The sequence below is a fragment of the Geodermatophilus sabuli genome (assembly GCF_010686765.1).
GTDB classification, from domain to species: Bacteria; Actinomycetota; Actinomycetes; order Mycobacteriales; family Geodermatophilaceae; genus Geodermatophilus; species Geodermatophilus sabuli_A.
Map to the genome: position 1 here is coordinate 75,192 of NZ_JAAGWF010000010.1, position 14,317 is coordinate 89,508.

Below are 14,317 nucleotides of genomic sequence, written 5' to 3' on the forward strand. Positions count from 1 at the left end.
GGGACCGGACGACCGGGCTCAGGCGAGCGCGTCCAGGCCCTCGTCCGGGGGCAGGGCGAGGGCGGCGTCCACCGGCGGGCGGTGCGGCTGGTCCAGGCCCCGCATGCGCGCCGCGTGCAGCGCGAGGAGCAGGTTCAGCCGCAGGGTCGGGTCGGTGGTGAACGGCCCGAGCAGCCGCTCCAGCTTGCCGATCCGGTAGCGCATCGTGTTGTAGTGGAAGTGCAGCCGGCGCGCGGACTCCGCGACGTTCAGGTTGGTCTCCAGCAGCACCCGCAGCGTCTCCCGCAGGTCGGCGGAGTCCGCGTCGGAGGCATCGGCCAGCGACCCCAGGACCTCGTCGACGTAGTTGCGCAACTCGGTGCTGTCGGGGATGAGCGACAGCAGCCGGAACACGCCCAGCTGGTCGAAGTGGGTGACCGCCTGCGTCCCGTGGATCTCCTGGCCGACGCCGAGGGCCCGCTGCGCCTGCTGGTGTGCCTCGCCCAGCGCCGAGAGCGAGCCGGCCGGGCGGCCGATGCCCGTGCCGAGCACCCGGCCGACCCGGCGCACGCGCGCGTTGACCCGCGAGGTCACCGCCGACACCAGCGAGCTGATCTCCTCCGGCGTACGGCCGTCGAGCGGCAGCACGGTGACGATCTCCGTGGACAGCCCCGCCACGGCCGCGCCCGACACCTCCGACTCCAGCGCGGCCCGCCAGCCGTCGGCCAGCCGGTCGAGGACGTCCAGGGCCCGGGTGGGGTCGGCGTGGGCGTCGGCCGCCGTCTCGGTGGCGGTGACCAGGACGACGACGGGCCCGTCCAGGCGCCAGCCGAACGACCGGGTCTGGGCCAGCGCCCGCTCGGTGTGCCGCAACGCCCCCGCGACCAGCCGGCGGACCAGGTCGCCCTGGAAGCGCAGCTCCACCGAGTGCACGGCCTGCTGGCGGATGACCGAGAGCGCGGAGACGACCGCGGCGCGCTCGAGCACACCCCCGGCACCGACCATCATCGGGCCGCTGCGGTGGACGGCGACCAGCCAGCCCTGGCGCTGGTCACCGGCCATGATCGGCGCGACCGCGTACTCCCCGACCCCGCCGGGCAGCTCGTGGTGGCCCGGGACGAGCAGGATGCCGTCGGCCGGCGAGAGGTCGGCGTCGGCGAGCACGTCGGCTGGGGTGACCACCGTCTGGTCGGCACGGACGCCGGAGAGCCGGCGGGAGGGCGCCATCAGGGCCATCTCGTCCTCGGCCTCGGCGTCGAGGAGCCACAGCCAGTCGCTGATCTCGGCGACGTCCTCGGGTGGTCCCGCCGAGGTGACGATCTCCCGGTCGGGCCCGAGCCCGAGGACGGCGGCACCGTCCAGGAAGACCGCGAGCTGGTCGGTCACCTCGGCCAGTCCACCGCCGCTGAGCGCGACGTCGATGAACTGGTCGTGCATGCGGAACGACAGCGCCAGGGCCTCGCTCTGCTTGGCGACGACCGCGCCGAGCACCTCGGAGACGATCTCGTCCAGCCGCACGGCGGCCGGCATCGCCAGCACCGGCAGCGCCCGGCGGTCGGCCTCGGCGAGCACCTCGTCGGGCACCGGGGCCGGACCCTCGGTGCGGCGGTAGGCCAGCGCGGCGGTGCCCATCGAGTCCAGCCGCTCGACCAGCGCGCGGCAGTTGGTGACGTCGGCCGGGGGCAGCCGGGCACCGAGGACGACGAGGACGTCGGGGCCGGCCACGGCCAGCGGATCGGCGGGGTCGTCGACCACCATGTGCCGCAGCACCCGCTCCAGCCCGCCGGCGCCGGCCACCACCTCCGTCCCCGCGAGACCGGGCAGGCGGAGTGCCTCGTCGAGGGTCAGACCCATGCGTTCCTGCCAGCTGGTGCGACCGGGACGGCGTTCGGTGACCTGTCCTCCCGCTGTGGAGAAGTACCCACGCATGGAGACTGCTCTGTCACCCTGGGTGGTCAAAGTGAGGGAGGTCTCACCCTGGGTCACGGCGTCCACCTTCCGAGTTGCCGTTATGGACGGCGTACCACGGCATCCTGTCAGGAGTGCCTGGACCAACGTCCCCATTCTTGGCGACTTCCGCCATACGAGGGCATGCGACGCGCCGCTTAGGTTCGAAGCCCGGTTCCACTCCGCCCGCAGGATGGTAGGCCGGTCACCGCGCCCCCGGTGCCGCCGCACTCCTCTGGCGAGCGGGACGGCCCCGGGCGGGGGGTCTCGAGCCGACGGTGCCTCCCGAAGCTCTCAGGTGAAGAGGCCGCCATGCGCACGATCCACGAGACCGCCGGCCCAGGGGGCTCCCGCCCCGAGGCCCCATCCTCCCCGCGCGGGCGCGCCGCTCGCGCCGGGGTCCCCACGATCCCCCTGCCGCGCGAGTCCGCCCAGGCCACCGCTCGCACCACGCCGCCCGCCCGCGCCGCCACCGCGGTGCCCGCCTCGGCGAGCACGGGCGTCGCCGAGCTGCTGCGTGGGCCGGTCCGCCCGGCCCGCGTGCTGCTCAGCGTCCCGGCCGCCGTCTACCTGCACGTGCCGGGCGAGCGCGGCGGCGACGTGGTCGGGGTGCTGACCAGCGACGCCGCCCGGCTGCCGCTGGGCTGCGTCCTCTTCCGGCCCAGCAACGGCCGCCCGCTCGTGGCCCTCCCCAGCGACGCACCGGCCGAGGTGGGGGGCGGGCGGATCGTCGTCGGCGACCTCGCCGTCAGCGCCGCGGCGTGGTGGGACCCGCACCCGCGGCTGCCCAGTCCCCGCCCGGCGCTGCTGCCCGAGGGTGTCCGCCAGCTGCGCAACGCCCTGTACGGCGAGGGCGTGCCGCACAGCGCCTTCACCCTCCCCGGCCTGCCGGCCGGCCCGGGCGGTCCACTGGCCGCGCTGCGCGGCGCCGTCCGCCGGGCCGACCTCGACGCCGCCCTCCGCACCGCCGTCCGGCTCGTGGGCCTCGGCCCCGGGCTGACGCCGGCCGGGGACGACGTGATGGCCGGGACGATGGCCGGCCTGGTCCTGCTGGGTCACCCGGCCGCCGACCGGTTCTCCGCCGGGGTCTACGCGCTGGCCGCCGGCCGCACGACGGAGCTCTCGCGGGCGCTGCTGCGACACGCGGCGGCCGGGCGGGTCAGCGGCGAGTACGCCGCGGTGCTGCAGGGCCTGGTCGGCGAGCGGCCGCTGGGTCCGGCGATCGCCGGTCTGCTGGCCACCGGCTCGACCAGCGGGCGCGCCCTGGCACTGGGGCTGTGCACCGCGATCGACCTCGTCGACCGGACCACCCGCCCGCGCTGAGATGCCGGCCAGTGAGGTCGGCCGCCGTGCCGGGCCCCGTCGCGAGGTGCGAGCGGCGGGGGGCACGGCGGCCCTCTCTCACAGCCGGCAGGCGTGGATGCTCGTGACGAGGATGGCGCGGGCGCCGAGCTCCCAGAGCTCGTCCATGACCCGGTTGGTGTCGGTCTGGGCGACCATCGCCCGCACCGCCGACCAGCCCTGGGTCTGCAGCGGGCTCACCGTGGGGCCCTCCAGGCCCGGGGTGAGCGCCGTGGCCTGCGCCAGCAGCTCGTTGGGGCAGTCGTAGTCCAGCAGCACGTACTGCCGGGCCACGAGCACCCCGCGCAGCCGGCGGCGGAGCTGGGCCACGGCCGGGATCTCCTCCGCGCCCTCGCGGCGGACCAGGATCGCCTCGCTGCTGAGCACCGGCTCGCCGATGATGTGCAGCCCGGCCGCGCGCAGCGTCGTCCCGGTCTCGACCACGTCGCAGACGGCGTCGGCGACACCGAGCCGGCAGGCGGTCTCGACCGCGCCGTCGAGCTTGACCACCCCGGCGACGATGCCCTTCTCCTCCAGGTAGCGCCGCAGCAGGACCGGGTAGGCGGTGGCGATCCGCTTGCCGGCGAGCTGGTCGACCTGCTCGATGCCGGACTCGAGCGGGGTCGCGAACCGGAACGACGACCGGCCGAACCCCAGCGGCATGACCTCCACGGCAGCCGCGCCCTCGCCGTCGGCCGGAGCGGTCTCGAGCAGCATGTCGCGGCCGGTGATGCCGACGTCGAGCGTGCCGGCAGCGACGTAGACGGCGATGTCCCGTGGCCTCAGGTAGAAGAACTCCGTGTCGCTGTCGGGGTCGTAGACGGCGAGGTCCTTGGTGCTGCGGCGCTGGCGGTAGCCGCTCTCGGCGAGCATCTCCGCCGCGGGCTCGCTCAGGACGCCCTTGTTGGGCACGGCGATGCGCAGCACTGTCTCGTCTCCTTCGGTGAGCGGATGGAACGGCCCTCGCGCAGGGCCCCGCGGCGCGCGGAGCGTGCCGTGGGGGGCGCGAGGGTCCTCTTTCAGAGGTGGGCGTACACGTCGTCGAGGGAGAGCCCGCGGGCGAGCATGAGGACCTGGACGCGGTAGAGCAGCTGGCTGATCTCCTCCGCCGTCCGCTCCTCCCCCTCGTGCTCGGCGGCCATCCAGGACTCCGCGGCCTCCTCGACCACCTTCTTGCCGGCCGCGTGCACGCCGTCGGCGACGGCAGCGACGGTGCCGGACGCGGGGTCGCCGGCGGCCACCTTCGCGGAGAGCTCGGCGAAGAGCTGGTCGAAGGACTTCACGCCCGCCCCCCGCCGGCGGCCGGGGTCACCGAGAAGCCGGTGGCCCGCTGCGGACCCCGCAGGTCACGCAGCGTCAGTGCCGTGGCCAGCGCCGCCACCGCCGCCTCCCAGCCCTTGTCCTCCGCCGACCCGGGCAGTCCGGCGCGGTCGCGCGCCTGCTGCTCGGTGTCGCAGGTCAGGACGCCGTTGCCGACCGGGCGGCCCGCGTCGAGGGCCACCCGGGTGAGGCCGGCGGTGACGGCGTCGCAGACGTACTCGAAGTGCGGCGTCCCACCCCGGACGACGACACCGAGGGCGACGACGGCGTCGTGCCGCTCCGTGAGCGCCTGCGCCACGACCGGGAGCTCCACCGCGCCGGGCACCCGGACCACGGTCGGCTCGGCGATCCCGCAGGCGCGCGCGGCGGCGACCGCCCGCTCCAGCAGCGCGCCGGTGAGCTCCGCGTGCCAGGTGGTGGCGACGATGCCGAGGGTCAGGCCCGCCGCGTCGACCGGCTGCGCCTCGGGGGCGCCGTCCCTGCTCACAGCGGCTGCTCCTGCTGGTGGAGGGGCACGTCGGTGCCCGGCACGGTGGGGACGTCGGCGGGACCGGCCTCGGTCTCGGGCTCGATGATGTCGAGCAGGTGGCCCATCCGGTCGCGCTTGGTGCGCAGGTAGGCGAGGTTCTCCGCCGTCACGTGGCTGGGCAGCGGCACCCGGCCGCTGATCTTGAGGCCGTACCCCTCCAGCCCGGCCCGCTTGGCCGGGTTGTTGGTGAGCAGCCGCATGGTGTGCACGCCCAGGTCGACCAGGATCTGCGCGCCGGTGCCGTAGTCACGGGCGTCGGCGGGCAGACCGAGGTCGAGGTTGGCGTCGACAGTGTCCACGCCGGCGTCCTGGAGTTGGTAGGCCTGCAGCTTGTGCAGCAGGCCGATCCCCCGGCCCTCGTGGCCCCGGATGTAGAGGACGACGCCGCGGCCCTCCAGCGCGACCGCGGTCAGCGCCGCCTGCAGCTGGGGACCGCAGTCACAGCGCAGCGACCCGAACACGTCGCCGGTGAGGCACTCGGAGTGCACCCGCACCAGGACGTCCTCGCCGTCGCCGATGTCGCCGTAGACGAAGGCGACGTGCTCCCGGTCGTCGTAGGAGCTGCGGTAGCCGACGGCGGTGAAGGTGCCCGGCTCCAGCGGCACGGTCGCCTCGGCGACCCGCTCGACCAGCTTGTCGAAGCGCTTGCGGTAGGCGATGAGGTCGGCGATGGAGACCAGGCACAGGTCGTGCTCGTCGGCGAACACCCGCAGCTCGTCGCCGCGGGCCATGCCGGTGGGGTCCTTCTCGCTCACCAGCTCGCACAGCGTCCCCGAGGGCCGCAGGCCGGCGAGGATCGCGAGGTCGACGGCGGCCTCGGTGTGCCCGGGCCGGCGCAGGACGCCGCCGTCCTTGGCCCGCAGCGGGACGATGTGCCCGGGCCGCGCCAGGTCGGCCGAGGTGGTCTCGGCGTCGGCGAGCAGCCGGATGGTGTGCGCCCGGTCCGAGGCGGAGATGCCGGTGGTCACGCCCTCGCGGGCGTCGACGGTGACGGTGTAGGCGGTGCCGCGGCGGTCCTGGTTGACCCGGAACATCGGCGGCAGGTCCAGCCGGTCGGCGTCGGCCTCGGTGACCGAGACGCAGATGTAGCCCGACGTGTAGCGGACCATGAACGCCACCAGCTCCGGCGTGGCCAGCTCGCTGGCGAAGATCAGGTCGCCCTCGTTCTCGCGGTCCTCGTCGTCGATGACGACGACCGGCCGGCCCCGCTTGACCGCGGCGATCGCGTCCTCGATGGAGTCCAGCCGTGTCGTGGGCCCACTCACCGGCGTGCTCCCATCAGGCGTTCCACGTACTTGGCGATCACGTCGACCTCCAGGTTGACCGGGCTCCCCGGAGCAACCGTCCCGAGCGTGGTCTCGCGCAGGGTGGTGGGGATGAGGCTGATCTCGAACCAGGGTCCGGGGTCGTCGACCGCGCTGACCGCGCTGACGGTCAGCGAGACGCCGTCCACCGCGATGGAGCCCTTCTCGACCACGTAGCCGGCCAGCTCGCGGGGCAGCGCGACCCGGACGACCTCCCAGTGCTCGCTGGGCGTCCGGGTGAGCACGGAGCCGAGGCCGTCGACGTGCCCCTGCACGAGGTGGCCGCCCAGGCGGCCGTGCGGGGTGACCGCGCGCTCGAGGTTGACCGGGTCGCCGTCGGACAGGCCGCCCAGGCTGCTGCGGCGCAGCGTCTCGGCCATGACGTCGGTGCTCCAGACGTCGTCGTCGACGCCGGTGACGGTGAGGCAGACGCCGTTGACGGCGATCGAGTCGCCGAGGGCCACGCCCTCGAGCGCCTTCCGTGCCCGGATGCGCAGCCGGGCGGCGTCCTGCTGGTCCTCCCGGACGAGCAGGGTGCCCATCTCCTCGACGATCCCGGTGAACACCCTCAGCTCCTCCCGTGCGCGGTCCGACCGGCACCAGTGTGCCGGTTCGGTCGCAGCCGGATCGCCACGTCCCCGCCCAGCCGGGTGACGTCGACCACCGTCAGCGTCAGCGCGTCCACGATCGCGCTGATTCCCAGGTCGCCCACGAGGGGGGCGCCGGAGCCCAGGAGCTTCGGCGCCAGGTGCACGACCGCCTCGTCGACGAGACCGTCGCGGAGGAAGGCCGCGGCCAGCGTGGGGCCGCCCTCGAGCAGCACCCGCCGCACGTCCCGCTCCCACAGCTGCGCCAGCAGTTCCCGCGGCCCCGGCGCGGCGCTGACGAGCGTCGGGGCGGCGGCATCGAGGACCCGGGCGGTGGCCGGCAGCCGGCCGCGCCGGTCGAGCACCACCCGCAGCGGCTGCCGGTCGGCGTCGGTGCCGTCGGGCCCGCGGACGGTCAGCTGGGGATCGTCGGCCAGCGCGGTGCCCGAGCCGACGAGGACCGCGTCGCAGGTGGCGCGCAGCCGGTGGACGGCGGCGCGGGCCTCCGCGCCGGTGACCCAGCGGCTGCTCCCGTCGGCGGCGGCGACCCGGCCGTCCAGGGTGCCGGCCACCTTCCACACGACGTGCGGGCGCCGGTGGCGGACGCCGGTGAGCCAGGCGGCCAGCGCACCGTCCTCGGCCTCGGCCTGCTCGACACCGAGTTCGACGTCGACGCCCGCGGCGCGCAGCCGCTCCGCGCCGCCGACGGCCAGCTCCGTCGGCTCCGGCACGGCCACGACGACCCGGGCGATGCCGGCGGCCAGCAGCGCGTCGGCGCAGGGACCGGTCCGGCCGGTGTGCGCGCACGGCTCGAGGGTGACCACGGCGGTGCCACCCCGGGCCCGCTCGCCCGCCTGCGCCAGCGCGACGACCTCGGCGTGCGGCCCGCCGGGCGGCGCGGTGGCGCCCTCACCGGCCGGGGTCCCGTCGGCGGCCAGCACCACGGCCCCGACCGGCGGGTTGGGACTGGTCGTGCCCAGCACGCCGGCACCGAGGTCCCGCGCCCGCGCCATGGCGCGCCGCTCGGCGTCGGGGACGCTCACCCCTGCCCGGCCGCGCTGGCCTGCGCGCGCAGGCCCGCGATGGCCGCGGCGGGGTCGTCCGCGCCGTAGACGGCGGAGCCGGCCACGAACACGTCGGCACCGGCCGCGGCGGCCTGCTCGATGGTGTCGGCGTTGATGCCACCGTCGACCTCGACGAACAGCCGCAGGTGCCCGGTCTCGACCAGCTCGCGGGCCCGGCGCACCTTGGGCAGCACCTCGGCCATGAACTCCTGCCCGCCGAAACCGGGCTCCACGGTCATGACCAGCAGGGTGTCGAAGTCGCGCAGGACGTCGAGGTGGGTCTCCAGCGGGGTGCCGGGCTTGAGCGCCAGGCCGGCGAGCGACCCGGCGGCCCGCAGGTCCCGGGCGACCGCCCGGGGGTCGGTGCAGGCCTCGGCGTGCACGGTGACGTTGCGGGCGCCGGCCTCGGCGTAGCCCGGCGCCCAGCGCTCGGGGGCCTCGATCATCAGGTGGCAGTCCAGCGGCACGGGGCTGACCGCCTGCAGGGCCCGCACCACCGGCAGGCCGAGGGTCAGGTTCGGCACGAAGTGCGCGTCCATGACGTCGACGTGCAGCCAGTCCGCGTCGGCGACCCGCTGCGCCTCCTCGGCCAGCCGGGCGAAGTCCGCCGACAGCAGGCTGGGCGCGATCAGGGGGGTGCGGGACACGTCTGGCGAGTCTAGGCGGGCACCCGGGCCTCCCCCCGCACGGGCGCCGCCGGACCTAGCCTGCGGGGATGGAACTCGCCGACGGGATCGCCGTCCGGGTCGCCGCCCTCTGCCTGGACGCGCGCGGCCGGCTCAGCGACCGGCTGATCTGCGGGCACGCCGTCCGCGGCGGACTGCTGCTGGACCTGGTGCTGGCCGGACGGGTCGAGTCCGCGGCCGACAGCATCCTCGTCGACCCGACGCCCACCGGCTTCCCGCCGGCCGACCGGCTGCTGGCCGCCGTCGGCGCCGAGCCCGAGCGATCGCTCGACGGCTGGCTGGACGAGCGCCGGCTGGGGCTGCGGGACGTCGCGGCGGCCGCCGTCGCCGCGGGGCGGTGGGAGGTCACCCGGCCGCTGCTGCGCCCGCGGTACACCGACCGCGCCCCCGAGCGCACCGTCGCCGACCGGCAGCGGGCGGCGACCGCGGAGCCCGCCGGGTGGACGCCGGCCGACGCCTGCGTCACCGCCCTCGCCACCACCGCCGGTCTGCGCGGCACCGACGTGTACGTGCCGGCGGCCGTGCTCGCCGCGACCGGCCCGGCCGAGGAGATCGCCACGGCGGTCGTGGACCACCTCCGGCGGACGGCGGACCGGTACACGGTGGAGGCGTCCGGCCTCGGCCCGTTCTGACCGCGCTCAGCCCCGGCCGGCGCGGGAACGCCGGAACCACACGGCGGCGGCGGTCGCGGCGAGCACCAGGACGCCGATCCCGGCCAGCCATCCCCCGCTGACCCCGCCGTCGTCGGACGCGGCCGCGGTGGGGGTGGTGGCCGGTGCGGCGTCGGTCGTGGGGGCCGGCGCCTCCGGCGTCGGCGACGGCACGGCCGGCGCGGTGGTGGCCGGAGCCGGCGCACCCGGCGCGACGCTGATCACCGGGGCCGGCTGCTCGGGTTCGGGTCCCCCGGGAGCGGGGCGCTCGATCCAGGCGTCCTCGCTGCCGTCGGCGTAGCGCTGGATGCTCGGGAAGGCCAGCTCCGTCACCGCGAACGGCAGCTGCGCGACGGTGACCGCGTACTCGAGGTCCGCCCCCACCGGCAGTGCGGGTCCACCGACGTCGTAGCCGTCGGCGGTGGGGGTGAGCGTCCAGCCGGCCGGTCCGGAGGTGAGCGTGACGTCGGCCGGGGCGATGCCCTCGGGCAGCTGGGTGCGCATCCCGGCGATGCCGGACGAGGACGACTCGGCCGCCGCCGAGAAGGTCACGGTCAGCGGGCCGGTGCCGGCCACCGCACCCGGCGCGCTGACCTCGACGTGCGCGGCTGCCGTCCCCGCGCCGGCGCCGACCAGGACGGCGGCCAGCAGACCGGTGGCGAGGGATCGGCGGACGGCCACGCGCAGGGTGCTCACGCCGCTGTAGTCGCTCGGGACCCCGCCGGAGTTCCACGGCCCCCCGCCGGGCCGGTGCATGACGCGTCAGGTACTACGACCGACGTCGTATGGAGCCGCTCGCACCCTCGCCGCAGGCTCGTCCGTGCCGACGGAACCCGATCGTCCGGCATCCGCACGGACGCGGATCCTGCCCAGAGGAGGGCACTCCCATGACCACCACCTCCGCCGGTCCCTCGACCGCCGCCGTCGGCACCAGACCGCTGGCACCGGCCGTCTACCGCGGTGGCTCCCCGCCGCCGGTCCGGACCTTGTGGGACGTCGTGGAGGCCACCGCGCTGCGCCATCCGGGGGCGCCGGCCGTCGACGACGGCTGCTCGGTCCTCACCTACGCGGACCTGCTCCGCGAGGTGCGGACGCGTGGCGACCGGCTCGCCGCCGCGGGGGTGGGCCGCGGCGACCGGGTCGGCATCCGGATCCCGTCGGGGACCGCGGACCTGTACGTGTCCGTCCTCGCCGTCCTCGCCGTCGGCGCCGCCTACGTGCCGGTGGACGCCGACGACCCGGACGACCGGGTCGACCTCGTCCTCGGCGAGGCGGAGGCCTGCGCGGTCGTGGGTCCCGGCGGCGAGGTCGTCCCCCGCGCCGGGCGCCGGGCCGGGCGCGGCGCCGGACGGCCCGGGCCGGACGACGACGCGTGGGTGATCTTCACGTCCGGCAGCACCGGGACGCCGAAGGGCGTGGCCGTGTCGCACCGCAGCGCCGCCGCCTTCGTGGACGCCGAGGCGCGGCTCTTCCTGCGCGCCGATCCCCTGGGCCCCGGGGACCGCGTGCTGGCCGGCCTGTCGGTCGCCTTCGACGCCTCGTGCGAGGAGATGTGGCTGGCCTGGCGGTCGGGCGCCTGCCTCGTCCCGGCGCCCCGGGCGCTGGTGAAGGCGGGCCCGGAGCTGTGCGGGTGGCTGGCGCAGCGGGGGGTCACCGTGGTGTCGACGGTGCCGACGCTGGCGTCGATGTGGCCGGTGGCCGCACTCCGCGGGATCCGCCTGCTCATCCTGGGCGGGGAGGCGTGCACCAGCGAGCTGGCCGACCGGCTCACCGCGGCCTGCGCGGAGGTGTGGAACACCTACGGGCCCACCGAGACGACCGTGGTGGCCTCGGCCGCGCGCCTGTCCCCGGACGAGCCGGTCCGCATCGGCCTCCCGCTCACCGGCTGGGACCTCGCCGTGGTCGACCCCGCCGACGGGCGACCGGTGACGTGGGGCGGCACCGGCGAGCTGGTGATCGGCGGTGCCGGAGTGGCCCGGTACCTCGACGCCGGGAAGGACGCCGCCGCCTTCGGCCCGCTGCCCGCGCTCGGCTGGGCGCGCGCCTACCGCAGCGGTGACCTGGTGCGCGCCGATCCGGCCGGGCTGCACTACGTCGGCCGCGCCGACGGCCAGGTGAAGATCCGCGGGTACCGGATCGAGCTCGGGGAGATCGAGTCGGTGCTCGCACGGGTGCCCGGGATCGCCCAGGCGGTGGTGGCCACGCACGAGCCGCAGCCGGGTCTGGTCGAGCTGGTGGGGTACTACACCGTCGCGGCCGGCGGCGTCGTCCCCGACCCGCGGGCCCTCCGGGACCAGCTGCGCGCCCTGCTCCCGGCGCACATGGTGCCGACGCACCTCCAGGTGCTGGCCGAGATACCGACCACGCGCAGCGGCAAGGTGGACCGCTCGCAGCTCCCGCCGCCGACCGGCCGGCTCGCGCGCGGCCAGCTGCCCGACGCGGAGCAGCCGGCGTCCCCCCTGGAGCGGGCGCTGGCCGGGGTGGTCGCCGACGTGCTCGGGGTCGACCGGGTGCCCGTGGACGCCCACCTGTTCGACGAGCTGGGCGCCAGCTCGCTCGCCGTCGCCCACCTCTGCGCACGGGCCCGGGACACCGGCGGGCTGCCCCCGGTCTCGACGCGGGAGGTCTACCTGCACCCGACGGTCCGGGAGCTGGCCGGGGCGCTCGCCATCGCTGCGGCGACCGCACCCGCTCCGCCGTCCGAGCCGCAGCCGGCGCCGCCGGCCGCCGTGGGCACCGCGCGCTACCTGCTCTGCGGGGTGCTGCAGCTGCTGGCGCTGCTCGGCCAGGTGTTCCTGATGGCGATCCTGGTCGACGCCCTCCTCCCCCGGCTCGCCGCCGACGCCGGCCTGCTCGGGACCTACCTCCGCTCGGTCGCCGTCGGGGCCGTGGTGTTCCTGGTGCTGTGCCTCGTCCCGATCGCCGCCAAGTGGCTGCTCGTGGGGCGCTGGCGGGCGCGGGAGATCCCGCTGTGGACCGTCGGCTACGTGCGCTTCTGGCTGGTCAAGACGCTGCAGCGGACCAGCCCCCTGACCCTGTTCCGGGGGTCGCCGCTGTACGTGCTCCACCTGCGCGCGCTGGGCGCCCGGATCGGCCCGCGGGTCGTCGTCCTCTCCTCCGCCGTCCCGGTGTGCACCGACCTGCTGACCATCGGCGCGGACACCGTCATCCGGCGGGACGTCGCGTTCTCCGGTTACACCGCCGTCGCCGGCCGGATCCGGACCGGGCCGGTCACCATCGGCCGCGGCGCCTTCGTCGGTCAGCGCAGCGTGCTCGCCCCCGGGTCGGCGCTCGGTGACGGCGCGCAGCTGGGGCACAGCTCCTGCCTGTACGGAGACCAGTGCGTGCCCGCCGGCGAGTCGTGGCACGGCTCCCCGGCCCAGCCGACGGACGTCGACCACCGGCGGATCGGACCGGCTCCGTGCAGCGCGCGGCGCCGGGCCGCCTTCGCCGCCGGTCAGCTCGCGGTCCTGCTGCTGGTGACCGTGCCCGCCGGCCTGGCCCTCGCCGGTGTGCTGCTGCGCGAGTTCCCCCTGCTGGCGGAGCTCGCCGACGGCGCCACGAGCCTCGGGACCGGCGACTTCTACCGGAACGCCGTCGTGCTGGCCACGGTGCTCTACCTCGGGGCGCTGCTCACCGGCCTGGCCGTGGTCACCACGGTCCCGCGGGTGCTGAGCCTGCTCGTCCCGCCGGGGCGGACCCACCGCCTCTACGGGCTGCGTCACTGGGCCCACCGGGCGGTCGAGCGGCTGACCAACGTGCCGGTCTACCTGCAGCTCACCGGGGACAGCTCCTACGTCGTCCACTACCTGCGCGCGCTGGGCTACCGGCTGGGTGAGGTCGAGCAGACCGGGTCCAACTTCGGTTCGGCACTGCACCACGAGACGCCGTACCCGATCACCGTCGGGCGGGGCACGCAGGTCTCCGACGGGGTCGCCTTCGCCGACGCCGAGTACTCGAGCACGTCGTTCCGTGTCGTGCCGGTGCAGGTCGGCGCCCGCAGCTTCTTCGGCAACTCGATCGCCTACCCCGCGGGGGCACGGGTCGGGGACAACTGCCTGGTCGCCTCCAAGGCGATGATCCCGCTGGACGGGCCGGTGCGGCAGGACGTGGGCCTGCTCGGCTCGCCCTGCTTCGAGATCCCCCGGACGGTCGAGCGGGACACCAGCCTGGACCGGTTCCGGGTGGGCGAGGCGTTCCGCCGCGGCCTGGCGGCCAAGAACCGGCACAACCTCGCCACCATCGGCCTGTTCCTGCTCGTGCGGTGGGGCCACTCCGTGGGCCTGACCGTGCTCGGCCTCGCGGCCTGGGACCTGCACGCCGACCTCGGCGTGCTGGCCATCGTCGGCCTGGTGGTCACGGGCGTGCTGTTCAGCGTGGCCTACGACCTGACCGTCGAGCGGCTGGTGGTGCGCCGCCCGCTGCGGCCGCGGACCTGCTCGATCTACCAGCCCTACTTCTGGTGGCACGAGCGCTACTGGAAGCTCATGGCGCCGTCGCACACCCTCCTGCTGTTCAACGGCACGCCGGCCAAGGGGCTGGTCTGGCGGCTGCTCGGTGCCCGCGTGGGGCGGCGGCTCTACGACGACGGCTGCGGCATCGCCGAGCGCTCCCTGGTGACCATCGGCGACGACTGCGTGCTCAACGCCGGCACGATCGTCCAGTGCCACTCCATGGAGGACGGCACCTTCCGCTCCGACGCGGTCCACATCGGCTCGGACTGCACGCTCGACGTCGGTGCCTACGTCCACTACGGGGTCACCATCGGCGACGGCGCCGTCCTCGCCCCCGACGCGTTCCTCATGAAGGGCTCGGCGGTGCCCGCCGGCACGCGGTGGGCCGGCAACCCGGCGGCGGAGACGCGGGTCGCGGCGAGCGCCCCCCGGAGCTGAGCCGCCGGGGGACGGCCG

12 protein-coding genes are annotated in these 14,317 nt (G+C 75.9%); 3 read left to right on the forward strand and 9 right to left on the reverse strand.

Annotated features, from left to right (window positions below; genetic code table 11):
- Positions 1 to 18: 18 nt before the first annotated feature.
- On the reverse strand, positions 19 to 1,908 hold the full coding sequence (locus tag GCU56_RS10830; protein WP_163481742.1) for a PucR family transcriptional regulator: 1,890 nt from the start codon (positions 1,906 to 1,908) through the stop codon (positions 19 to 21).
- A 330-nt stretch (positions 1,909 to 2,238) separates the two neighbouring features.
- Between GCU56_RS10830 and GCU56_RS10835 the strand changes: the two genes are divergently transcribed.
- Positions 2,239 to 3,249: a DUF2877 domain-containing protein gene (locus GCU56_RS10835; RefSeq protein ID WP_163481743.1), complete on the forward strand. Its 1,011-nt coding sequence runs from the start codon at positions 2,239 to 2,241 to the stop codon at positions 3,247 to 3,249.
- Positions 3,250 to 3,327: 78 nt separating this feature from the next.
- Here the strand turns inward: GCU56_RS10835 and hisG are convergent, their stop codons facing one another.
- The 7 genes from hisG to rpe all read right to left on the reverse strand — a co-directional run bounded on the left by hisG (position 3,328) and on the right by rpe (position 8,718).
- The gene (hisG, locus tag GCU56_RS10840; protein WP_163481744.1) at positions 3,328 to 4,194 is read right to left on the reverse strand and encodes an ATP phosphoribosyltransferase; all 867 of its coding nucleotides are present in this window, start codon (positions 4,192 to 4,194) and stop codon (positions 3,328 to 3,330) included.
- Between the two features lie 92 nt (positions 4,195 to 4,286).
- Positions 4,287 to 4,550 carry a phosphoribosyl-ATP diphosphatase gene (locus tag GCU56_RS10845; protein ID WP_163481745.1) on the reverse strand — a complete coding sequence of 88 codons (264 nt, stop codon included), beginning with the start codon at positions 4,548 to 4,550 and terminating at the stop codon, positions 4,287 to 4,289.
- Positions 4,547 to 5,074 (reverse strand): 6,7-dimethyl-8-ribityllumazine synthase, encoded by a 528-nt coding sequence (gene ribH / locus GCU56_RS10850; RefSeq protein WP_163481746.1) that lies wholly within the window; start codon positions 5,072 to 5,074, stop codon positions 4,547 to 4,549. The genes GCU56_RS10845 and ribH overlap by 4 nt, the downstream gene beginning before the upstream one ends.
- Entirely contained in the window at positions 5,071 to 6,381 is a 1,311-nt protein-coding gene (locus tag GCU56_RS10855; RefSeq protein ID WP_163481747.1) for a bifunctional 3,4-dihydroxy-2-butanone-4-phosphate synthase/GTP cyclohydrolase II, read from the reverse strand. The genes ribH and GCU56_RS10855 overlap by 4 nt, the downstream gene beginning before the upstream one ends.
- Complete coding sequence (locus tag GCU56_RS10860) at positions 6,378 to 6,986, reverse strand: riboflavin synthase (protein ID WP_163481748.1); 609 nt, start codon at positions 6,984 to 6,986, stop codon at positions 6,378 to 6,380. The genes GCU56_RS10855 and GCU56_RS10860 overlap by 4 nt, the downstream gene beginning before the upstream one ends.
- Before the next feature lie 2 nt (positions 6,987 to 6,988).
- A complete protein-coding gene (gene ribD / locus GCU56_RS10865; RefSeq protein WP_345771774.1) occupies positions 6,989 to 8,050 on the reverse strand; it encodes a bifunctional diaminohydroxyphosphoribosylaminopyrimidine deaminase/5-amino-6-(5-phosphoribosylamino)uracil reductase RibD in 1,062 nt (353 codons plus the stop codon).
- On the reverse strand, positions 8,047 to 8,718 hold the full coding sequence (gene rpe, locus GCU56_RS10870; RefSeq protein WP_163481749.1) for a ribulose-phosphate 3-epimerase: 672 nt from the start codon (positions 8,716 to 8,718) through the stop codon (positions 8,047 to 8,049). The genes ribD and rpe overlap by 4 nt, the downstream gene beginning before the upstream one ends.
- Positions 8,719 to 8,786: 68 nt before the next feature.
- Between rpe and GCU56_RS10875 the strand changes: the two genes are divergently transcribed.
- Positions 8,787 to 9,389 carry a GPP34 family phosphoprotein gene (locus GCU56_RS10875; protein WP_163481750.1) on the forward strand — a complete coding sequence of 201 codons (603 nt, stop codon included), beginning with the start codon at positions 8,787 to 8,789 and terminating at the stop codon, positions 9,387 to 9,389.
- A 6-nt stretch (positions 9,390 to 9,395) separates the two neighbouring features.
- On the opposite strand, the gene GCU56_RS10880 is transcribed toward GCU56_RS10875, so the two are convergent.
- Entirely contained in the window at positions 9,396 to 10,103 is a 708-nt protein-coding gene (locus tag GCU56_RS10880) for a DUF1775 domain-containing protein (protein ID WP_163481751.1), read from the reverse strand.
- Between the two features lie 191 nt (positions 10,104 to 10,294).
- Between GCU56_RS10880 and GCU56_RS10885 the strand changes: the two genes are divergently transcribed.
- Positions 10,295 to 14,299 carry a Pls/PosA family non-ribosomal peptide synthetase gene (locus tag GCU56_RS10885; protein ID WP_163481752.1) on the forward strand — a complete coding sequence of 1,335 codons (4,005 nt, stop codon included), beginning with the start codon at positions 10,295 to 10,297 and terminating at the stop codon, positions 14,297 to 14,299.
- Positions 14,300 to 14,317 lie beyond the last annotated feature (18 nt).